This window comes from Streptomyces sp. NPDC046303, from assembly GCF_055588085.1.
Genome location: NZ_JBVJFA010000040.1, coordinates 35,196 through 56,080 on the forward strand (window position 1 = coordinate 35,196; position 20,885 = coordinate 56,080).

The 20,885-nt window shown below is 68.5% G+C and carries 18 protein-coding genes and 1 pseudogene; 10 read left to right on the forward strand and 9 right to left on the reverse strand.

Features of this window, described 5'->3' with window-relative positions; all coding sequences use genetic code 11:
• Positions 1-384: 384 nt before the first annotated feature.
• Entirely contained in the window at positions 385-1,908 is a 1,524-nt protein-coding gene (locus ACZ6I1_RS30345) for an alpha/beta fold hydrolase (protein ID WP_469292095.1), read from the forward strand.
• On the opposite strand, the gene ACZ6I1_RS30350 is transcribed toward ACZ6I1_RS30345, so the two are convergent.
• A complete protein-coding gene (locus tag ACZ6I1_RS30350) occupies positions 1,905-2,939 on the reverse strand; it encodes an IS630 family transposase (protein WP_469292096.1) in 1,035 nt (344 codons plus the stop codon). The genes ACZ6I1_RS30345 and ACZ6I1_RS30350 overlap by 4 nt on opposite strands.
• Positions 2,940-3,300: 361 nt before the next feature.
• On the opposite strand from ACZ6I1_RS30350, the gene ACZ6I1_RS30355 reads away from it, so the two are divergent.
• Together ACZ6I1_RS30355 and ACZ6I1_RS30360 are read left to right on the forward strand one after the other, a co-directional pair.
• Positions 3,301-3,528 (forward strand): hypothetical protein, encoded by a 228-nt coding sequence (locus tag ACZ6I1_RS30355; protein ID WP_469292097.1) that lies wholly within the window; start codon positions 3,301-3,303, stop codon positions 3,526-3,528.
• A gap of 558 nt (positions 3,529-4,086) precedes the next feature.
• The gene (locus tag ACZ6I1_RS30360) at positions 4,087-4,419 is read left to right on the forward strand and encodes a hypothetical protein (RefSeq protein WP_469292098.1); all 333 of its coding nucleotides are present in this window, start codon (positions 4,087-4,089) and stop codon (positions 4,417-4,419) included.
• A 375-nt stretch (positions 4,420-4,794) separates the two neighbouring features.
• Here the strand turns inward: ACZ6I1_RS30360 and ACZ6I1_RS30365 are convergent, their stop codons facing one another.
• The 6 genes and pseudogenes from ACZ6I1_RS30365 to ACZ6I1_RS30390 form a co-directional block, all read right to left on the reverse strand.
• Complete coding sequence (locus ACZ6I1_RS30365) at positions 4,795-6,531, reverse strand: FG-GAP-like repeat-containing protein (RefSeq protein WP_469292099.1); 1,737 nt, start codon at positions 6,529-6,531, stop codon at positions 4,795-4,797.
• Between the two features lie 1,180 nt (positions 6,532-7,711).
• Positions 7,712-9,088, reverse strand: coding sequence for a cytochrome P450 (locus ACZ6I1_RS30370; RefSeq protein ID WP_469292100.1), 1,377 nt, complete (start codon positions 9,086-9,088; stop codon positions 7,712-7,714).
• A 1,794-nt stretch (positions 9,089-10,882) separates the two neighbouring features.
• Positions 10,883-11,068, reverse strand: coding sequence for a helicase associated domain-containing protein (locus tag ACZ6I1_RS30375; protein WP_469292101.1), 186 nt, complete (start codon positions 11,066-11,068; stop codon positions 10,883-10,885).
• A gap of 398 nt (positions 11,069-11,466) precedes the next feature.
• Positions 11,467-12,219, reverse strand: coding sequence for a hypothetical protein (locus tag ACZ6I1_RS30380; RefSeq protein ID WP_469292102.1), 753 nt, complete (start codon positions 12,217-12,219; stop codon positions 11,467-11,469).
• Positions 12,220-12,624: 405 nt separating this feature from the next.
• Positions 12,625-13,391 (reverse strand): annotated as a pseudogene (locus ACZ6I1_RS30385) (transposase).
• A 43-nt stretch (positions 13,392-13,434) separates the two neighbouring features.
• Positions 13,435-14,061 carry a hypothetical protein gene (locus ACZ6I1_RS30390; RefSeq protein WP_469292103.1) on the reverse strand — a complete coding sequence of 209 codons (627 nt, stop codon included), beginning with the start codon at positions 14,059-14,061 and terminating at the stop codon, positions 13,435-13,437.
• 87 nt (positions 14,062-14,148) lie between these two features.
• Between ACZ6I1_RS30390 and ACZ6I1_RS30395 the strand changes: the two genes are divergently transcribed.
• The 4 genes from ACZ6I1_RS30395 (at position 14,149) to ACZ6I1_RS30410 (ending at position 16,585) form a co-directional block, all read left to right on the forward strand.
• Positions 14,149-14,700: a hypothetical protein gene (locus tag ACZ6I1_RS30395; protein ID WP_469292104.1), complete on the forward strand. Its 552-nt coding sequence runs from the start codon at positions 14,149-14,151 to the stop codon at positions 14,698-14,700.
• 84 nt (positions 14,701-14,784) lie between these two features.
• Positions 14,785-15,159, forward strand: a complete 375-nt coding sequence (locus ACZ6I1_RS30400) for a hypothetical protein (RefSeq protein ID WP_469292105.1) — start codon at positions 14,785-14,787, stop codon at positions 15,157-15,159.
• 154 nt (positions 15,160-15,313) lie between these two features.
• Positions 15,314-15,520: a hypothetical protein gene (locus tag ACZ6I1_RS30405; RefSeq protein ID WP_469292106.1), complete on the forward strand. Its 207-nt coding sequence runs from the start codon at positions 15,314-15,316 to the stop codon at positions 15,518-15,520.
• A 567-nt stretch (positions 15,521-16,087) separates the two neighbouring features.
• Positions 16,088-16,585 carry a hypothetical protein gene (locus ACZ6I1_RS30410; protein ID WP_469292107.1) on the forward strand — a complete coding sequence of 166 codons (498 nt, stop codon included), beginning with the start codon at positions 16,088-16,090 and terminating at the stop codon, positions 16,583-16,585.
• Positions 16,586-16,691: 106 nt separating this feature from the next.
• Here ACZ6I1_RS30410 and ACZ6I1_RS30415 read toward each other — a convergent pair whose 3' ends face one another.
• Both ACZ6I1_RS30415 and ACZ6I1_RS30420 read right to left on the reverse strand, forming a co-directional pair.
• Positions 16,692-17,483, reverse strand: a complete 792-nt coding sequence (locus ACZ6I1_RS30415; RefSeq protein ID WP_469292108.1) for a hypothetical protein — start codon at positions 17,481-17,483, stop codon at positions 16,692-16,694.
• Between the two features lie 108 nt (positions 17,484-17,591).
• A complete protein-coding gene (locus ACZ6I1_RS30420) occupies positions 17,592-19,193 on the reverse strand; it encodes an IclR family transcriptional regulator domain-containing protein (protein ID WP_469292109.1) in 1,602 nt (533 codons plus the stop codon).
• Here ACZ6I1_RS30420 and ACZ6I1_RS30425 point away from each other — a divergent pair.
• The 3 genes from ACZ6I1_RS30425 to ACZ6I1_RS30435 all read left to right on the forward strand — a co-directional run bounded on the left by ACZ6I1_RS30425 (position 19,185) and on the right by ACZ6I1_RS30435 (position 20,466).
• Complete coding sequence (locus ACZ6I1_RS30425) at positions 19,185-19,487, forward strand: zinc-binding dehydrogenase (RefSeq protein WP_469292113.1); 303 nt, start codon at positions 19,185-19,187, stop codon at positions 19,485-19,487. The genes ACZ6I1_RS30420 and ACZ6I1_RS30425 overlap by 9 nt on opposite strands.
• A gap of 300 nt (positions 19,488-19,787) precedes the next feature.
• A complete protein-coding gene (locus ACZ6I1_RS30430; protein ID WP_469292110.1) occupies positions 19,788-20,177 on the forward strand; it encodes a hypothetical protein in 390 nt (129 codons plus the stop codon).
• Positions 20,178-20,262: 85 nt separating this feature from the next.
• On the forward strand, positions 20,263-20,466 hold the full coding sequence (locus ACZ6I1_RS30435; RefSeq protein WP_469292111.1) for a hypothetical protein: 204 nt from the start codon (positions 20,263-20,265) through the stop codon (positions 20,464-20,466).
• The last annotated feature ends 419 nt before the right edge of the window (positions 20,467-20,885 follow it).

A 20,885-nucleotide genomic window follows, 5' to 3' on the forward strand; every position in this document is an offset into this window, starting at 1 on the left:
TCTAAGCCTTCTGCAACACCCTTTAGGGCGATCTTTGGGATCAGGCCGGATCAGGGAGCGGCGTCTGGTGCCTGGGGCCTCCCCAGGCCCGTGGGGCCCAGAGAAAGATCGCAAGGCGGAGGAGCGAGTCCATGCGGTGGGCGTACCTCTCGTGCCCGAAGGCTACGCGGGAGCGTGCCAGGCGCCGCGAGGCCGGCAAGATCCGAAAGAAACGCCCCAGCGCGTGGCCGGAAAGTTCCCGGTTGCTCGTTGTACTGGGTGGAAATGACCCCGGCCGGATGCCCGTGCGGGCCGTTCGGCCGAGCCCGTCGCGCGCGGTCGCGGTGGCGGCCGAAGGATGCTGCTGACCGTTGCCGGAACCAGCAGCCCAGGTGGGAGCCGTCCATGTACGCCACAACCGAGACCCGCGAGCGCCCGCCGAAGGACCGCCCGCCCCGGGCCCGGGGCCGGGCGGGGCGCCGGTGGGCCGTCCTGGGGCTTTGCCTGGTGCTGGGCGCCGTTGGTGCGAACGGAGCGGCTGCGGCCGGGCACCCCGGCGCGACGCATCCGCGCTGCGACCGGGTGCCGACCGGTGTTGCGTCCGAGGACTACTTCCTGGACTTCACAGTGCCGGCCGGGCTGATGCCGGACTCGCGGTTCGATCGCCGCCCGGCCCGCATCCAAGTCCACCGCGTCCGGCCCGTGTACGCCCACGGCAAGTGCCCGGGCGGACCCACCAGGGCCGCCGTGCTGATTCACGGCCGCTCGTCCACCGGGCCGGCGACGTTCGACCTACGGCACCCAGCCCCTGGCGGCGGCGAGCTGAGCCTGCAGAGGTCCCTGGCCCGGTCGGGGATCGACACCTTCGCCCCGAACCTGCTCGGCTACGGGCTCTCGACGCGCTTCGAGGACGGACTCGACGACCCCGGCAACGCGAGCCTGCGGCCGTACGAGGCGGACGGCAGCTGTGCCCACCCCGAGGGCTGCGACCGCACCCACAACCCGCGCGCCTTCCCCCTCGACCAGCAGGGATCCCTGCTCCTGACCAATCCGCTCGGCGGCGAGCGCAGACCGCACTCCAGCAGCACCCGGTTCGCCCGTATCGACGTCTGGGTGCGCGACATCCGCCAGGTCGTCGACGACGCCGTCGCCAGGGCCAGGCCCACGGGCGGCAAGGTCACCCTGATCGGCTACTCGCTCGGTGGGGTGCACGTCGGACGCGCCCTGTACGCGGCCAACCCGGTGGTGCCTGGAGCCGCCGCCATGCTCCGCAAGGTGAACCGCGTGGTGTTCATGTCCTCGCTCTTCGGCTTCCCGACCGAAGAGGTGACCCCGCCGGGTGGTTTCGCCACCTTCCCCCTCACCCTGAGCACTCGCGGCGCCCCGGCTCCGCTGCCGCAGCCCCGTGAGGCCGAGTGCACGGGTCGCACTGTCCCGGGTGCCTGGGACAGGCGCTGGGAGCAGATCCTCGCCGAGGACCCGATCGGACGCACCTGGGGAGGGACCGAGCCCGGCAACCCGACGGGCCTCAGTCGCACCCCCACCTTCTCCACGTACGGCTGGAACGCCCAAGTCGCCGGTCAGCTGACCGCGCCCACACTGGTCATCCACGGTCTGGAGGACTCCGACCCGACCCCGCCCTCCAATGCGACCGCCATCTACGACGCCCTGCCCGCGACGATGACGAACAAGGCGCTGGTCCACGTGGCGTGCGCCAGCCACGACATCCTGTGGGAGGGCTGCACCGGTGAGCGGTGCACGCCGCAGACAGGAACCGTCTACGGCGGCCGCCCCGGGAAGCCCTGGGCCGGCCCGCACGCCACGGTCAAGGCCGCCTTGACCGAGTGGATCAAGAAGGGTACCTTCAACGGCGCCGAAACCGGCCGCTTCATCGTCGATGAAAGCGGCGTGGCCAACCCCGCCGGCTAGTGTCCTGAGTCGGAGATTCGTCGGCAGTAAGCGGCGACTTTGTCGAGGATTTCGTCTGCGGTCTTCGTCCAGACGAAGGGCCTGGGGTGTTCGTTCCAGTCGGCGAGCCAGGTCCTGATGTCGCGTTCGAGTGCCTGGACGGAGCGGTGGACGCCGCGGCGGAGCTTCTTCATGGTGAGTTCGGCGAACCACCGCTCGACCAGGTTCAGCCAGGACGTACCGGTTGGGGTGAAGTGCAGGTGGAAGCGCGGATGCGCCAGCAGCCACTCCTTGACGGCCGGGACCTTGTGGGTGACGTAGTTGTCCAGGATCAGGTGGACCTCAAGGTCTGCGGGCACCTCCTTGTCCAGCTTGGCCAGGAACTTCTTGAACTCCACTGCACGGTGGCGGCGGTGGAGTGAGCCGATGACCTTGCCGGTCGCGGTGTCCAGGGCGGTGAAGAGGGTGGTGGTGCCCGCTCGCACGTAGTCGTGGCTGCGGCGCTCGGGCACCCCGGGCATCATCGGCAGGACCGGCTGGGACCGGTCCAGGGCCTGGATCTGCGACTTCTCATCCACGCAGAGGACCAGGGCCCGCTCCGGCGGATCGAGATACAGGCCGACCACGTCACGGACCTTGTCGATGAACAGCGGGTCTTTTGACAGCTTGAACGCCTCGGCCCGGTGCGGTCGTAGGGCGAAGGCCCGCCAGATCCGGGAGATCGCCGACTGCGACATACCGGTTGCCGCGGCCATCGACCGCGTCGACCAGTGGGTTGCGTCCCCCGGGGTCTCCTCCAGCGTCTTGATGACGATGCGTTCGACATCGGCGTCGGTGATCTTCCGTGGGACGCCGGGCCGCGGTTCGTCGCACAGGCCGTCGAGCCGGCGTTCCAGGAAGCGCCGCCGCCAGGCCCGGACGGTGTCCGTGGTGATGCCCAGCCGCCGGGCGACCTCGGCGATCGCGTGCCCGTCCGCGCTCTCCAGGACGATCCGTGATCGCAACGCCAACGACTGGGCGCTCGAACGACGACGCACCCACGACTGCAACATCGCCCGCTCAGCATCGGACAGCACCACCGGCGGGATCTTCGGTCCAGGACGACTCACACCAGACCAACGACGAATCTCCGACTCAGGACCCTAGGGACGACTCAGCGGATCAAGGCCTGAGCCAGAGCCGGATCGCTGCGGTGGCGACGGTGCCGTGGAGGACAGGCCGGTCCGGCAGAAGACCTCAACCGATCTCGGGGCACCGAGCGGCGGGCGGCTACGCCGCCTGACTCCGCGGTTACGGCCTGTCCCGGCGGAGCCGGCGATGCGGAGTGAGATCTGGTTTCGACTGGCCTCGCAAAAATGCGGAAGCCCCCAAGGCCCGCAGGCCCGCAGGCCCGCCGGTTTCGAGGGCGCGCTCATGAAGTGCCAGGAGGTGAAGGTCACCCGCAACAAGGATGCCGGCGCACCCAAGGAGGGTGCTGCGGAGTTCCAGTTCCCGGTCTGCGCCTGGTCCGACTACTCAACTCGGCCCTGCGTCAACGTCTTCGAGTTGACGCAGGCGATGACCGGCGGCCAGGGCACTTCGCAGGAGGAGGTCGCCGCACTGACCACCGAGCTCTACGAGACGGCTTGCAAGAAGGCCTGACACACAAGGGGGAGCGTGCCGCACAGGCTGTCAGCAACGAGGCCAGGGACAGCGGCGTACGAGAATCGTCCATTCCTCGTCGTGCCGGCCCGGTACGAGGTGACCCACCGGCGGGCGAGCTCGGTGAAGCTCGCCTCCAGGTCAGGGCGCGGAACCATTTCGCCTCCGCTTCGCTGAACGCCGATGACCGGACCGAACGCATCGCACGTGGTCATGACGGTTCAACGCCGCTGGGCTCGTCCGGGTTACCCGCGTCGGAGCCGGCTCTCCCGCGAGGCAGCGGGGGGCGTCGGGCAGGAGCCCCACGACAGCCGTGTCCGGGCTGGTCACCGGACGGCAGGCAGCCGGGGGTCAACGCCTTGCCGCGCTCCCATGGTCTGAGGACGGGCGGCCGACCGTCCTCCGTTGAGGCACAGCACTACGGTGTGTCGGCGCCTGCCCGCGCGTGGTGTGGACCGCACACTGCGGGTACGCCCACCCCGGCGGGAGCGGGCTGGCTCTGCCCGTGCCCAACGGGCCCGGCTGGGGTCCGGATGATCAGCACCCAAGGAGGAGTCGGTGGCACAGGTGTGGGTGATGAGCAGAAGCGAGAAGGGCACCAGCGGAAACCTGATCCGCGCCGACGCCATCATCCGTGTCATTTACTCAGAGGAATCCCTGGCGGCGGTGATACTCGGGTCGGACGAGGCGGTCACGCTGGCCCATGAGGGAGGCCGCGACAGAGCACCGTTCATGCCCGCGCACTTCCCGCTCGCGCTGCTCACCATGCTCGGCCAGGCGCGGGCGGCATCCCAGGACAGTGGTGAGGATGTGATCGTTGTGCCGGTGCTCGATGACGACCACAGCTGGGCCTGGTCGCTCGAGGTCGCCTCGGAAATCGAGAGCAGCTGACGGCGGTCCCGTCCGGCCACAGTGTCGCGCAGGCCCAATGCTGCCCCCGACCTGCAGCTCGGAAACCCCGTCCAGGCCCTACTATCGGCGGCCTGCGCGACAGATGGCCGCTGTGGGGAGGGCTGTCAGGAGGCGAGCTCGTGGCCTCGGGCCTGCAGGACGGCTTCCGCCCATGTCTCCAGTCGACCGCCGCGGAGGCCTGGTCGCCGGCCAGGTGAAGCGAGACCCTGCCCGCGGTGCGAGGTCCGTTCTGTGTGCGGGGTCGGCGGTGATCGACACCGTCCGCGAATTCCATGCAATAGGGGGTGCGGACACGGGTGGGACGGGTGTCCTCGACAAGGTCGACTCTCGGGGACACCCGTGCGGGCATGGAGATCAGCGCAGGGACTGAATCCAGCGCCACCCGCCTTCGCCGATGGTGACGGGCGTGCCGAAGCCGGTGCCCGCCGTGTCGCCGGGGTGGAAGGTGAGGTTGCCGGTGTTGGTGTCCTGCGGTGGGGTGGTGAGGAGCAGGTCGGCGCGGCCGTCGCGGTCGGCGTCACCGACGGTGCCGGCGAGCGGGTGGACGGTCTTGGCCGCGCTACCGAGGACGGTGGGTGCGGGCAGTGGCTGGGCGCCGTTGGACAGGTACTGGCGGATCTGCCCGTCGGTGGCGCGGGCCCACAGGTCCGCGCGGCCATCGCCGTTCACGTCGCCGGGGGCGAGGATGTCGGGCAGGTCGGCGAGCTTCCATTCCGGGCCGCCCAGGACGACTGCGTCGCGGGGCAGGGCGGGGTTGGTGCCGACGGTGCCGCGGTGCAGGTACAGGCCGTTGACGCTGCGTCCCACAAGGTCGGGTTGGCCGTCCCCGTCGACGTCGCCGGCGGCGAGGATGTTGGCGTGAGTCCAGCCCGTGTGGCGGTCGCGCATGGGGATGCGCTCGCCGAGGCGGCCGTAGCCGGTGTTGGGGTAGACCCACAGCTCGTCGCCGATGCGGGCGATCACGTCTTCGCGGCCGTCGCCGGTCCAGTCACCGCGGTGGCTGACATCGGCTCCGGCGAACCCGCTCGCGCCGATGACCTGGTGGGGGGCGAAACGACCGTTGCCGAGGCCGGGGTAGAGGCGCAGCGATCCGTCGTCCTGGACCGCGAGGAGATCGGGGATGCCGTCTCCGGTCATGTCCCCGGCGACTCGGGCGCGCTCCTGGAAGGCTGCCGCTGACCGAACCAGCAGATGGTCTTTGACCTTGGTGAACCCGGTCTCCACCGTCTCGCTGCGCAGGTCCCGGAAGTCTTGGCGGGTGAAGAAGGTGAAGTCGAACTTCGAGACGTACTTCGTGCCGGTCTCGTTGTCGACGAGGGTGGGGGCTCCGCTGCGGCATTCTGTCGTCGCGGCGGACTTGCAGGCGGTGGTGAAGTACTGCTGGTCAGTGCCGTCGGCCTCGGCGAAGGACAGCGTTCCCGGCCGCCCCGCGTAGACGGGGTCCATGTGCGTGTAGTCGGGGCGGGCGTTGAAGTCCCCCGCGAGCACCACGGGAAGCCCGTCCGCCCAGGCCTCGATCCGCTCGAGCAGTAGCGGGGTGTCGTTCTGCGTCTCGTTGTAACGCCGCAGATGCGTACCGCAGGCCAGCACCGCACGCCCGTCGACGGGGGCCTTGGCGCAGACCACCGAGCGCTTCTCCTCGGTGAAGCCAGGGGGAGTGAGCTCCGCCGACATACCGGTGACCTCGCTCTGCGGAGCCTTGACCAAGAGAGCCTGGCCGAAGCTCTTGTCATCCCCCCACTTCGCACAGCCGTCGGCGGTCTGGGTGCTGGTCCACACACCCGCGTACCCGGGCAGGGTCTGACGCAGCCTGTCGTACTGCCCCTTGCACATCTCCTGGAGCATCACCACATCGGCGTCCCAGTCGACCACTTGACCGTGCAGACCGTCCGCCCAGGCGGCCGGCGTCATTTCGCTCTGGCACTTCGCCGCGTACGCCCCGCACACGTTGTACGAGATCGTACGCACCGGCGGGGTGCCTTCCGGCGCACCGGCCGATACCGCCGGCGCCACGGACACGGTGACCAACAGGCCGGCCGCCGCGACCAGGCCCGTGGCCATCCACGAGCCGGGGGTCTTTTTCCTTCTCACGTTTCCCACTTCCAATGATCGAATAGACGAATCTACAGCGACTGGGACCTGCACACGCATACGACCGAACGGGACGAGATCTTGGCCAGCCTGTGGGAGAGGCGAAGCCCGCCGGCCTGCTGGAGGCGGGGCCGCGGGTCCTGCCGTGGGCGTTCGAGGAGGGCTCGGGGGGTTCCTGTACTGGCTGGCGCGGCCCGGTCAGCGTCCCGACGAGTGGCCCGTCACAGCGAGGGGCGCGGCCCGCTGTGGGAGAACCACGACATGGGGTGCCTCGCCTTCCTGCTGTCGGTGCTCAGAGGAACGGCGGAAACGGAGTACTTCGGCTAATTGGCGGAGGTGGCGCGGACGGCTCGGGTGGGTCGGGCGGCGGTGGTGAACTGGCGCCGCCGGCACGCCGATTTCCCCGCCCCGGTCGGCGGCACGGAGGTGCATCCGCAGTTCGACCGGTCGGCGGTGGTGGCTTGGCTGCTTGCCCACGACAAGATCGGGGTGCCCATCGGCATGCCTCGGCCTCGCTGGTCGTGGTGGGCTTCGGGGGCGGTACGTCCCGGTTCCGGCTCGATGGCCCGCACCTGGTCCTGGCCGTCGATGCCGAGGGGGAGGACGAGTTGTCGGGCTGGTCCACTGATGCGGACACCGACGAGTTGGCCGCCTTGGCGTCGGGGGAGTTCGGGGGTGTCGGTGGGCCGGCTGACTGCGCCGGGAATGGCGCCGTTGGCGGTGCTGGGGGAGGTGCGGGTGATCGAGCGGTTTCGTTCGGGGCCGGTGGCCTGCGGGTGACGCTGGCGTGGCTGGCTGGCCTGCGCGCACCGCCGCGGAGGGGACGGCGGGCGGGGTGGTTCAGCACGGCGTCCCCACGTGAGGTCCGGCGAGGAATGCGCGTGCCGCCGGTATGACTGCGGCGGCCTGGTCCTGGTCCCAGTGTCTTGGCGCGCCGAACACGGGGACGTAGCCGACCCGGTCCTGGAGTGGCACCCCGGCGGCGGCATCCGTCGCACAGCGCTGGCTTCGGGGCGAGCAGAAGCCTTGTTCCGTCGGCGCATCCATAGGTGCAGTGGCGTTTCAGCGGTGAAACCTTCACGACAGTTCGCGCAGCCGGGTCGGTGATGTGGCGTGGGCTGTGGTGATGCGCCTACTTCCGCACTACCGCAAAACGGCTCAGCGGCGCGCCTAACGGCACTCACTCTTCAGCGAGGCGGGCAGGGGGCCGGGCCCGTAGTGTGGCGCGCAGCGTTGTGGAGGGATGGAGCTGTAGGCCGACCGTGGGGATCACTTTCCCCGGGGCGATGTCTACGTGGAAGCGCTGGGCCAGTGTTGCGATCACCAGGGTGACCTGGACCAGGGCGAACCGAGCACCGAGGCAGGCTCGGTGGCCGCCTCCGAACGGGAACCAGGCATGCGAGGGCGCACTGCGTTGGGCGTGCGTGTCCCAGCGTTCGGGGCGGAAGGCTGTGGGGTTGGCAAACCAGCGGGCGTCTCTGTGTGTCGCCCACGGGCTGCACCAGAGGGTCGTCCCGGCCGGGATCCGGATTGCTCCCAGGGTGGCTCCTTCCCGTGCCACCCGGGGAGGAATGATCCATGCGGGCGGGTAGAGCCGTAGGGCTTCCTTGACGATCTGCTGCGTCCAGGTCAGCTGCTCGTAGTCGGCGTACGTCGGGGGGCGCCCGTCGAGTACGCGGTCGAGTTCCGCGGCGAGCTTCTTTCGCGCGGACGGCGAGGCCGAAAGGAGGTACCAGGTCCACGTCAGCGCGGTTGCCGTGGTTTCGTGTCCAGCGGCCCAGAGCGTCACCGCTTCGTCTCGCACCTCAGTGGCGGTGAGCGGCCGTCCTTCCTCGTCCCGGGCTGCGAGCAGCCTGCCCAGTAGATCCTCGCCGCTGTCGCCTGCCTCTCCTGATGCCTGTCGGGCGCGAATGAGTTGGTCGATCTCAGTGTCGACGGTCACGACGGCGTTGAGCAGGCGTCGACGGGCGGGGGTACGCACCCAGGGCGGTAGGAAGAGTCCAATGCCCCGTAGCTCGGCGCCGATCTCTCGCCCGGCCACGGACATCGCGTCTCGTAGTGCGTGGGCCTGGTCGCCGATGTCGTTGCCGAAGAGGTTGCGGACCACGATCCGCTGGGAGAGCTGATCCATCTCGCGCAGTACATCGATCTGGGTGCCTTCCTGCCAGCGGTCGGCAAGCGCCACGGCGCAGTCGACCATCGTCGTGGCGTAGCGGCGTACCTGGAAGGGGCGGACGGAGGGCTGGACCAGGGATCGCTTGCGGCGCCAGCCAGCGCCCTGGCTGCGCATGATGCTCTTGCCGACCAGTTGTTTGAACGCCCAGCCGGCATCGAGATTCTCGAAGTGCCCTTTGTTGCTTCCCAGGAGCTCGGCGATGTGGTCAGGATGGGCGAGGGAAATGATCTTCATCGGGCCGAGCGACCAGGTCACGACGTCCCCGAACTCGTCGCGCAGACGTTCTAGGAACGCCAGCGGGTCTCGGCCGAATGCAGGGAGGTTTCCGAGCAGCGGCAGTCGGCGTGGGCCAGCAACGGGGACGAAGGGGACAGGGGGCACTCCCCGTCAACGAGCAGTGTCGTGAACGGTTGCGCGCGGATAGAGGAGCCGTGCCGTAGCTCTCACCCGGGTGAAAGCTGGGCAGTAGTGGCGCGCTCAGTCCGCCGACCGGCCAGGCGGGCCTCCGCAAGGGGCCTTGGTGCCGTCGACCCCTACATCGACCGCGACGTCCTCGCGCAGCAGATCGCGCGAGGAACAGCAACGCCGCGCGATGTCCGACTTCGTCGACGGTTGGGCCAGGGGCAGCGGGGGAACGTCCAAGTCGGGCCGGGCTACGCCTCGTACCCGTGCTCGGTTCGTGTCGTGTGCTCGGGGCCGGGGTGGGCGACGCCGGGGACCATGGGATGGGTGTAGTCGAGTTCGATGGTGCTGAAGGCGTCGTCCGGCAGGGGGCGGTGTCGTTGTCGGCGATGATGAGCTGGAGCCGCGGGCCGTAGGCGTCGGTCAGGGCTTTGAATCGGCCGTAGATCCGTTGGCCTCGTTCCTGGTCGTCGCGGTTGCTGCCGAGCGCTCTGCGGGGGGAGTCGATGAGCAGGATTGACGGGACGAGGATGTCGGGGTGGGTGATTCCGCACTCTAGGAGTGCGAGGTGGTAGGCGATGTTGACGCCGGCCTGGAGGGCGCCGCCGGATGCCTGGAGGCTTTCGAAGGGCGTGTTGTCTACCACTGGCAGGTAGGTTGCCGGGTCGACCAAGGCCGACTGCTCCCAGGGCAGGTTCAGCTTCATGAGGGTGGCGCTGAAGAGACGGCTGAGCTCGGTGACAAGGGATCGTCGGGCGTCGTTTTCCGCTCTGCGTGCCTTGAGCTCAGCGTTGGCGGCTTTGCGGCGCGCGGTGATGTCCTTGGCGCCCTGAGCGATGGCTCGTACGCGCGCCCACGAGTCGCGTAGGTGGAGGACGGCGTCGATCCCGGCGTTGAGGGCGGCGACGCGGGCACTGGCGTCCGAGATGGCGTCGAACCGCGGGGCGACAACGTCGCATGTCTGGGCATCGAGCTGTCGGCGCAGGTTGGTGGCGAGGAATTCCGCTTCGGAGGACCGCTCACGGGCTCTGCGCAGGACTTCTGTGTCCGCTCGCAACAGTTCGCGCGCATCCTGCAGCTGTTGCTCCAGAGCGTTGCGCGCCTCCTGGACCGCGGCCGGGTCCGTGTCCTCCTCGGCTGGGTCGGCTTGGAGGCAAACGCCGCAGTGGTCTTCCGGGACGGTCCGGGCATCGAGGCGTTGTGCACAGCGCGGGCAGACTACGAGGTGGAAGGGGGCGAGCTGGTCGATCGCGGTGGCGGAGCGTTCCAGGCGCTGCAGGTCGAGTTCGACCTGAGCGACAACCGACTCACGGGCTTCTCCGTCCTGGGGTCGGTTGCCCGCAGGAAGCTGCCGACGTTCTCTTCCTCGGTTTCCGCCTTGGCTGGGGATGCAGGAAGCCGGGTCTTCGGTCTCACCTTCGACAGGCCACGTAAGGCGAGGGTCTGGCCAGAGCTCGCACGCCAACGCCGGGGGGTGAGACGATCACGCTGGCCCAGCAAGGAGGCGACGTGTCGGACGAATCGACGGGTGGCTACACCGCCAACCCCCCCCGTGAGACGTATACATCCTCACGGAGGATTCGAGCGTCGTGACCCGCTTCATGGAGGGATCCGAGCTACTTGGCACCGGCATCCAATCCGCCGGGTCGCAAAACCACAAGGCGATGACCCAACGGTCTTTCGGGAGTGGTGGGAAGTGATCATCTTTGATGACCCACACCTGGTTCAAAGCCGAAATCCCCAGGCTGGCTAACGCGCTCGAGTCCTCGGCGACTACGCCCAGTCCACGCCCAGCGCCCGGAGCGCGTCCAGCTGGCCGGTGGTGAGTTTGCCGCGTCGGGTTTTGGTGTTGGAGATCCATACGCCGAGCTTCACGACCACCGGCTCCGCATTGCCGTCGACCGTGATCTCCTCCCCGTGGGCACTTGGGACCGGCCGGTCCGTACCTTCCCGTTCCACCCATTGCGTGAGGGCTGTCAGGGCTCGTTGGAATGCCTGCTGCGCCTTGTTCGGGCCCCTTCGCCCCGCGAACGGCCGAGGGGGCCGGAGTCGGCGCCTGGGCTGGCTCTACGCCCAGGGCGGTGAGCCGTTTCTGCTGTTCAGGGAGGAGCTGCGCCCAGGTGCCCGGTTCCTGCTGCCGCCACCGCCATCGTCCGATGTCGTCGCCGTCCATGAGGACGCCGGGGCGAAGTCGGGCAGGACGCCGTCGACTTCGTCTGCGGCGAGCTGGGCCTACGAACACCTCAAGCAGAAGACCCAGACCCAGGTGTAAGCAAACTCCGGCAGATGCACAGCCAGCGCGCCCGTTCACTCCTCAGCGTCCCCGCGTCGGCTCACCCTCGCGAGGTAACGTGAGGTCAGCCTGCCTTGGGATGGTCGAGGAACCACGGTCTTCCGTACGGAACGGGCCGAAGCTCATCGACTCCGGAGCCCGTTTGATAGTTCCGGTCCTGCACCGAGGGCATGATCAGGAAGTCCTCGCCCTGATCGTCGATCTCCTTGGTGTGGCGCTCGGCGCCCTCCACCCATTCGAGGGTCAAGGTGAACCGATAGCCGTGGTCTAGTCCGTAGGGGACGACGTACAGCTTCATGGTCTTGCCGGGCTCGGGTTCAGCCGGCAGTTTGGAGAGCTGCTGGTCGCCCCCCACGTGCGGGTTCCCGATCACCTGGTGGGCAGTCGGAGATCTGTCGAGGTTGAACAGGAACGTCCGCACGTCCACCCCGCCGCACTGCGAGGTGGCGATCAGGTGCGACCCCGTTCGGAACGGCTCGAGCCTCTCCTTCACGTTGACCCTCACCGACTCAACGGAGATCGGCACCGGTTTCTTGGGCTGCAGAGTCAGTTCGACGATCACGAACTCCGCAACGGCGCCTCCGTGGTCACGCAGGAAGCGGCGGGTGGCGGGGTTGGTACTTCCCCCCTGCAGGCCGAGGAACCCGCTGAGGTCGGAGACTGGTCGCGGGAAGACGTATCCGTTGCCACCACTGCAGGTGTCCAAGGGCTCGGCCATGTGCGATTCGACGGCGAGAACGGGCCCCGGGGGGAACAGGGAGTCCTTCGCCCATTCGTATCCTTTGCGCGCAACGCCAGTCGACAACTCGATGGTCACAGCGAGGAGCACTGCCCCAGCGAGAGCCCAGATCTTGGGGCGGAGCGATCGGCTGGCAGGTGCGCGCTCCGGCTCTGGTGCGTCCGGTTCGGGAAGGTGGCGTGGCACATCGGCACTCTAAGGGAGCCGCATGCCGCAGGAATGGCGGCGCGCCTCACCTGTCAGAGCCCTTGGCTCTGCGCGCGGCTGAGTGGTATCAGCCGCTGGCAGGCAAGCTGGTCGGCGTCCCTGCGGGGCCTGCCACCGTCTTCGGCCTCTCGATCGGCGGAGGCGTGCTCACCACCGCCTTGGAGACTGTCCTTCGCCCTGGAGTCCTAGCTCAGACACCGGCCGCAACTAAGAGCTGTCCCGTAAATGATCTCCGAGTCGTCTCAGGCATGGTCGGCTGCGGTGCGGCCCGCTGGTCTATCCTGCGAGGGCGAGGTTGTGCATGCGGGCGATGCCGAGCATGGCCTGGTGGACGCCGTCGCCTTTGAGGCGGCAGTCGCGGAGGATCTTCCAGGTCTTCATGCGGGCGAAGACGTGCTCGACCCGGGCGCGGACGTGCTTGTGGGACCTATTGTGGTCCTCTTTCCAGTCCGGGAGTTCGTCTGGCCGTGCCGACGGTGCGGGATGACCAATCCGGTGCCGGGGTAGCCGCCGTCGGCGATTGTGGTGGTCTTCCCGACGGCGGCTTTGGCGCCGGATTCCTCCCATGCCTTGCAGTCGTTGCGGTTCCCGGCGAGCGGCCGGCCGACCACGACGACCAGGCTGGTGTCGGCGTCGATGACGATCTGATGGTTGGTGGAGTACCGGTAGTTTTTCGACCGCTCTGCGATGGAGTGGTCGCGGGTGGGGACCAGGGTGCCGTCGACGATGAGCACGGTGTCCTTGGCGAACCGTTTGCGGGGCTGGAGAGCGAGCATCGGCCCGAGGTGGTCGATGATCCGGTCCGCCGCCGACTTCGACACCCCGAACAGAGGAGCGAGTTGCCGCATTGTGAGATTCGTTCGCCAGTAGGCCGCGACCAGCAGGGCCCGATCCTCCAGCGGAAGACTCCACGGCCGGCCCTTGCGGACCGCGTCTGCACCCTGGCGCCGCAGAACCGTTACCAGCTTCCCGAAGGCGCGAGGGCTCAGCCCGGCGAACGGGGCTATCCAGGAAGATTCCGACGCCGTGATCACACCAGCCATACCAAGATCGTTTCATGGCGTGGCTGGCGGCTCGGGCCACCTCTCAGCTGCCGCTCAGCGGAGAAGCCCACGTGGGGTCGTGCCGGGATCTCCTCGTGAGGTGGGCCAGGAGGTGCTCCGCCGCGATGGAGGCAGTGTCTTGCGGCGCGCCGACTGCGGTCAGGGCGGCGATAAGCCTTGCTGGTGCTGTTTCCGGCACGTCCGGGTCGGTGAGGAGGGGAAGCAGCAGCAGCAGGAAGCGGGTGGTCGTGTCCTGGACGCCTTCCTCCGCAAGCGACGGGCTGTCAGCGATCCGGATCAGTTCGTGCCATGTCAGCCCAGTGCCCGAGAAATCTCCGTCCCAGCTGGCGATCTGCTCGGCGTAGCTTCTGCCTGGATGGGTGAGGAGGTAGTCGGTGCCGTAATCGCCATCCAGGTTGCGGTAGATCACCACGGCTCCGGGGCCGTCTTCTGCCGGCACCCTGAACGCTGGCCAGCGCTCAGGATCGAAGAGGACCTCGGACAGGGCATCGACATCGGCGCCGTCCTCGCCGAACCACTCTGGAACCGGGCGCTCGGGACACCCCCCGTCGCTGCACATCGCCAGGAGGTAGTTCGACCAGAAGCCCGGGTGGACCAGCAGTGACTCGCCCGGCACCAACGGGCCGACGTCGTATCCCTTGATCAGCACCCCTCGATCCTGTCACTAGCCACTGACACGGTCCGATCCGGGATCGGCAAGGGGGTGCCGTCCAGTTACGGGACAGCTCTTAGCGGCTTGGACGAGGACTCCCACTGGGACCTGCTGCACCAGTGCCTCACCGACACCCGCCTCGACCTCGACGTCCGAGCCGCCGGTGCCATCCTCCTGCTGTTCGGCCAACACCTCACCAGAATCGCAGCACTGCCCACCACCGCGCTGACCACCCACGAGGAGACGACGTTCCTGACTCTGAGCCGGACCCCAATCCCGCTGCCCACCACTCTCGCCGACATCCTCACCACCCTTGCCGACCGCCCCGCTCCCCAGGGCTGGGCCGCGAACACCAGCGCGGGCTGGCTCTTCCCCGGACACCTGCCGGGTGCCCACATCTCCGCCGCCGCCCTCAGCCGACGCCTGGCCACCCATCACATCCCCAGTCGGCCAGCCCGGACTACCGCCCTGGTGGCCCTCGCCTGTGACCTGCCACCCGCGGTCCTCGGCCCGATGCTCGGCCTCCACCCGATCACGGCCGTCCAATGGCGCCGCCGTGCCACCACCGACTGGACTGCTTACCTCCAAGCGCGCCAGCATGCCCCTGTCGACGGGCCTCCATACGGCAGGCACTGATCCCGTCGTCCAGGGAAGTCCGCTGGCGAGAGCCGAGCCACACGCGGCTGACAAGGCCGTTCGCCAGCCTGGTAGACAACCAGCATGGCGACGTTTCTGGTTCTGTTCGACAAATCCAGCACCACCTGGCGTATCGAGCCTTCAGCCCTGACTCCCTTGCTCCAAGGCATCTGGGCCGACACGGTCAACGATCCGACCATCCGGGGCGAAGCGCGGGGCTTCACGTGGAGCCTCCAGACGTCCTGTGGCTCAGCTGAGGCATACCTGGATACGGACGGCACGTGCCTCTACATCGATGCCGCCCTTACCGACGCGGCCCAGATCGCCTGCATATTCCGTGACTGCGTGCCAAGGTCCATCGAAGTGATCTTCTGCGATCAGGGGTACAACTTCGACCTGGTGATCACACCCGGCACCACCCCAGCAGCACTCATCGGCAAGGTGGACGCTTTTCCGTAGGCGTGGACAGACACACCAGTCGCCGGATACGAAAGCGGAGCGGAATACGGCACTCTTCGAATGACGCTCCCCGCCAGCTGGTGGCTATGGCTGGACGACGGAGCGGCGCCGCCGGTACGCCAACGACCTTGGCTCGGACGTCACTCTCGTCGGTGTGACCGCGCGTTCGAACCGGCAGAAGAGCGACCAGGACCCGGCGACGTGGATGCCGGCGCCGGCGGTGCACTGCCGGTATATCGGCGAGTGGGTGGCCACCAAGCACCGCTGGAGCCTGGCGGTGGACCAGGCGGAGCGGGAGGCGCTGCTGCGGTACGCGGCCCACTGCCCGAACGCAACGCTGGCCTTCGAGCGGGCGTCCTGATCACCGGCTGGCAGCAGCTCCCGACCGGCACCGGCGCGGGCCGCCATCACGTGGTGGCGGCCCGCGCTGTCGTGTGCCCGAGGTCGGCGGGTGCCCTGCTCGGCGCCACCGCCCTTGACCAGGCCCGTGCCCGCCAGCCGTTTCACGCCGTCCATCACGCCTGGTGGCGACTCCGACCAAGCCTGCCAGGGCCTGATCTCCTTCCAGGAGGAGATGTCCCGCGTGCGGCCACTCAGACACCTGCTCGCGCCGGGGCGCTGGCGTGGTTCTCCTCTGGGTGAGGTTTGAAGGCGGTCTGCTGGAAGACGTCGCCGGGGTGGGCGCCATCGACATGAGAGAGGTCGTACGGGCCGCGACCGCATGCTGGATCCGGTGACCTTCGCAGAAGGCCATCGCGACGGTGTCAAGGCCCGCCGCGGCTGAAGGGTAATGTTCTGCGGTTTCCCAGGCGCGTCGTGCCGGAGTGTGGCATACCGGATATTCGGGCGGCGACGGGCGAGGCCGGGGCCGGGAGGGGATGGGTAGGACCGTGCATCTGGGGCAGGCAAGGGACTGATCGGCCAGGCGGTGACGGACGCGGTGCGTTCGGGCTTCACGGCCTGGTTCGACGACATGGACTACGCGACGCATCCGGCCCCGCCCCCGGCGTTCCAGGCCGGACGCGAGCCCGCGGGCCACGACGCCTCCCGCGTCCCCGAGGTGCCCGCGGCCCGGGTGGAGTCCCGGGTCACTGACGGCGAGCCAGGGATGTTCTTCACCTACAAAGTCGAGTACGGAGCCGAACCCCTCATCCAGTTGTCCCTCTCCCGCACATGGGCGCGGCAGGTCGCCGGCGCCGGATGGGCCGTCGTGGGCGGCCGGCCGGTGATCGACGTCCTCGAGTGGGACCACAGCGTCACACCGGCCCGCCCCGCACTGGTACGTACCGCCCTCATCTGCGCCGACTACGACGCAGGGATGCACGGCTGGCGCGCCCATGCTGACAACCGCACCTGCCGCGTTGCCTGGACCAGTCAGGACACCGCCACGCTCGTCATGCCCTGGCACGAACCCGTCGGCTCCTGATTACATCCGCCAGGCCGGCCGGGCCGCCGACATGCGCACCATCCGCTGTACCCGGGTGTCCGTTCTGCTAGTTCCGGTGGGGCGCGGAGGCAATGCAGCAATGGCGCTAGCGCAGGACTGGGCAGTTGGCAGCCTCATACTCGTCTGCGATGGTGAAGACGCTGGCGCATCTCGGGCACTCGGCCTTGCCGAAGAGATGTGCGATTCCTTCGGCGAGTGCGACTTCTTCATCGCGGACAGCAATCTCGTGCATCCACCGTCCGACGCCCGTGAGCTCCTCGCCGGGCCTCGGCCGCAGATCACGCCGGTCCACGTCGCCCAGGTTCCAGTCCCGGATCGCCGAGTAGCGCCCGTAGTCGCCGATGGCGACGGTCACCTCCGCACCGCAGTGAGGGCACTGCAGGTCGTAGAAGTCGTCCGTGAAGTCCCCCAGGACGTTGGCCCAGTGGTACTGCTTCTCGACCGCAAGCAGTGCGCGGAAGGTAACCAGGTAATCGGATGGCCGCGACTGCAGGTGCTGGTCCAGGAGAGCGCCGAACTTGGCGATCACGTCGGCGCTCTCAGCCAGCAGTTCGTCGCTGTCATGGTGGCTCGCCGCACGCTCCATGATCTCGCCGGCCAGGTGGCGTGCCTCCCTGTTCCGCGATGCGAGGCGCACCAGCCAGGGCAGGGCAGCGATGCTGGCGGGCGACACCAGGTCATGCTCGAGGACCAGCCGGCGTCCCAGCTCCGTCCACGCTTCCGAGTCGTACTCACGCTCCACCCGAGCGAGAAGCTCAGGGACGCGATCCACATCAAAGCGACAGTCGTACATCTGTGCCCAGTTCACCACCCAGGCATTGAACCGTCCCGCGAGCTTCGAGTCGACTCTGGACCCCAACACCATCCAGAGAGACATCGTCAGCTTGATGCCTGGCTTCGTGGGGTGTGCGCTCCCGGCCCTCCCAGACGCCGACATCGTGGACCTTGCACCGCCACGGAGCCCGCACGGTGGGGCGGTACGGGTTTACCGCCTGTGCGCAGTGTGCTGGGCGTGACTTGGGCGGGGGGTGGTGAGGGTGAGGATGAGGGATAGAGCCATGGTGGTGGAGTGGTCGTTGATGGTGGCCGCGGCCCGGCCGAGGCGGTGTCGGCGATCGGTTGCTGGTACGGCGACGGCGATGGAGGCGGTGTGGCCGGGCAGTACCAGTGGGCTGGCCGCGCAGACATCCCGTTCGGAGTACTCCTCGAGGTCGTACTGAAGCGGTGAGAGGTCGAATGCGCGGAAGAGGCTGTCGGGGTCGGTGATTGTGTGACCGGTCAGTTTCCTGGGCCGGTAGCGGGACAGGTGGTCGAGGCGGGCCTCACGGCCCAGCTGTGCGAGGTTGGCTTTGCCGAGTGCGCTGGCGTGGGCGGACTCGCGGAAATCGACGTGCTGGTCGACGGTGGGGATGTCGGGCTGGGCGACTTCGTGGGAGAGGTGGATGTCGCCGTCGGTGTAGGTGCCGATGTAGATCGCGCCGTGGGTCTTGAGGCTGAGCTGTTCCAGGAATTCCTGCACTACGTCACGGCCTTCGGCGGCGGCGTTCAGAACGGGGCCGGGGGCGTGGCCGCCGTCCCTGCCGGTGGTGATGAAGTGGTGGTCGCGAAGCCAGGTGAGGATCTCGGAGGCATAGCGCGGCGGGAGGCCGCTGGAGTTGCTCAGGGCGGTCAGGCTGACGGGCATGTTGGCGCTTCTGATCATTTCGAGCATTTCCAGGCGCCGCATGAGCGCGTCGGTGTCCTGATTGCCGCGAGGGGTGCGTGATGCCTGCAGAATGTCTGGCCGGCGGGGGCGGCCGGTGCCTGTGTCAGGTGTTCTGCATGGTGCGGGGGTGCTAGCTGCCGCGTGGGTGGGCTGCGCGATGGTGCTGTCGGCATCCGGCTCGGCGCCGGATGGGGACATGAGGGCGCTGGCGACCATCATCCGCTGCCACAAGGGGCGCACGTCGTCGGGATGCCCGCGCAGTGCCGTGGTCACGGAGGCGACGAATGACCAGTCGGCCAGGTCCCGCTCGGGCCGCTCGCTCACCAGAGCGCGCGCGACCCGGCGCGGGTTGAGTGTCAAATGCTGGAAGCAGATTTCGTCAGGGGTGGGGGAGCCGGCCGCGATGCACATGCCGCGCAGCGCGGACTTCAGCGAGGCGGCGGCCTGGAGGAAGTCCTCGGGGCCGGGAAGCGCGACCGGCGGGATGCCCTGGGCTTTCTCCCACAGGGGCCTGAGGTCGGCGGGGTCGGCGCCGCACAGTTCGGCGATTGCTTTGACGTCCTTCCACTTTGGATGCCGCTTGCCGAGCAGGATCAGCGAGAGCAGAGACGCGGAGATGCCTACTTCGGCAGCCAGCCACCGCTGGGTGTGTCCGGAAGCGCGGTGCAGGTGCGAGAGGGCCGTGGTGAGCCGGTAGGCGGGGTCCCCGGGCAGGGCGGGACTGGGCAGGGTGCTCTCCCCTTTTACGGAGTTGGGGGCGGAGGCGGGCCGGGCGGGGCGCGACCGCGGGGGACGGAGCCCGGGGGCCGAGCCGCGTTCGGCCCGCCAGCGGAGGATCTTGGCGTCCGCGACATCGACGCCGTACTGGACACCATCAGCCACGACTACGGGCCGCGCTCCCTCGGCACACTCAAGCCGGGCGGCATTCTGGTGGACGTGGTCGGGGTCGGCGTCGACCGCACCGAGGTCACCGCACGCGCCGCCGAACTGGCCGTGCGCTTCGTGGAGTTCTTCCTCGAGCCGACCCCTGACCTACTGACCGACTTCGCCGCGCTGATCGACGGCCACGGCATCCGGCCCACCATTGCCGAGACCCTCCCGCTCACCGAGGCGGCGAAGGCGCACGAGCTCAGCGAGACCGGGCGGGTCCGGGGCAAGATCGTGCTGGTTCCGTAGGGTTCGTGCGGCCGGCGGTCGGGGGCGCGTATCCGGCTTCGGCCGTACGGGGCTACCGGGGCGCGGGCATCGTACGCGGGAGGGCGGTGACCGGTCGGATCAACGCCTCCCGTGTACGCGCGTGGCCAGCCGGTCGAGGTACCCGGCGCAGCCCGGGTGCGACACGACATTCGTGATCAGGACTGCCGGAGGGGCATGTGAGCTGGTTCCCTATTTTTATCCGGGTGCCAGAATGAACCAATTCCCTGGCTGGCTGGCTGGGGTGGGCGGCGGTGGGAACTGGCTGTCTACCCTGCCAGGGTGATCGATTTTTCTGAGATGTCATCCGCGGATTTTCTTCAGGCTTTGAAGCGTGGCACGGACTTCATGTGGTGTTTGGACGCGGCTGTCTGGCTGCTGGAGCAGACCGGCGTGTGGCTGGAGGACCCGAGGCTGCGCCAGTACGTCGACGGGGGATTCAGAGAGGGGGAGATGTGGGCCGGTTTCGAGGTCCCGCGGCTGCGCGCCGCGATTGAGGCAGGTGAACTCGGAGACCACAGCGAGGAACTCACAGTCCTGCACTTCGCCCTCAGTCTGTACGGAGACTTTCCCATCTCTCTCCGCTTTGACTGCTGGGGTCTCTCCGAGGAAGTTGTCCAGCTGATGGGCAAGGCCATGCTCATTGCCAACGGTTACGCCGAGTGTGATTGAACCAATGTCCGCCGGCCTGGCTCCGCTGCTCCCTGCCCGAGCGCGGTGACCTGCCCTCCTCCGTGAGAAAGGGACTACCACCCCAGTGGAACCCACCCCTCAAGAACTCCTGGCCGACCTCTACGGATACGACCAGGACGCCCACTTCGACACCATCCAACTCCGAGACGGCCTGGCTCATCGGATGTCCCCGGCCCAGCTCGACAAGCTCATCGCTGCCGTCGAGGCGACAGGGGACCCAGCAGTCGACCTCGAAACGGCCACGGCACTCCTCGGCAGTACCCGTTAGCTCCACGACCCTGCTCCCGCCAGCCAGGGTCCGCGTGTGGGCCCTGGCTGGCGGGAGACGCAGCGGACACCCCGCCACCCCCCACAGGCAAGGAGTCAGTCGAGCCACCCTGTTGCTAGCCGCCCGCGTAGCGGGCTGGTCCTGGAGGCGAAGCCGGAAGGACCCGGGTGGGGGAGCGGAGCGGACCTGCCCAACGGGCCGGAGGCCCGGACCCCGTGAAACGGGGTCACCCAGGCCTGCGGAGCAGGCCGTTCGGGGAGGAGCGAAGCGGAACCCCGAACAGTCCGGAGCGCAGCGCAGGACACCGGCCCGAAGGGCCGGCTTCGAGGGCGCGAAGCGCCCTTCCCGCTGAGCGAAGCGAAGCGGTTCGTTGGCACAGCGCGCAGCGCTGTGGGACCCGCTCCGCGGGAGATCGGAAG

What these genes read in the sequence shown, in the direction of transcription:
- ACZ6I1_RS30345 (WP_469292095.1), top strand. Translation starts at nt 385, where the DNA reads ATGTACGCCACAACCGAGACCCGCGAGCGCCCGCCGAAGGACCGCCCG.
- ACZ6I1_RS30350 (WP_469292096.1), bottom strand. Translation starts at nt 2,939, where the DNA reads ATGTTGCAGTCGTGGGTGCGTCGTCGTTCGAGCGCCCAGTCGTTGGCG.
- ACZ6I1_RS30355 (WP_469292097.1), top strand. Translation starts at nt 3,301, where the DNA reads ATGAAGTGCCAGGAGGTGAAGGTCACCCGCAACAAGGATGCCGGCGCA.
- ACZ6I1_RS30400 (WP_469292105.1), top strand. Translation starts at nt 14,785, where the DNA reads ATGGCGACGTTTCTGGTTCTGTTCGACAAATCCAGCACCACCTGGCGT.
- ACZ6I1_RS30415 (WP_469292108.1), bottom strand. Translation starts at nt 17,483, where the DNA reads ATGTCTCTCTGGATGGTGTTGGGGTCCAGAGTCGACTCGAAGCTCGCG.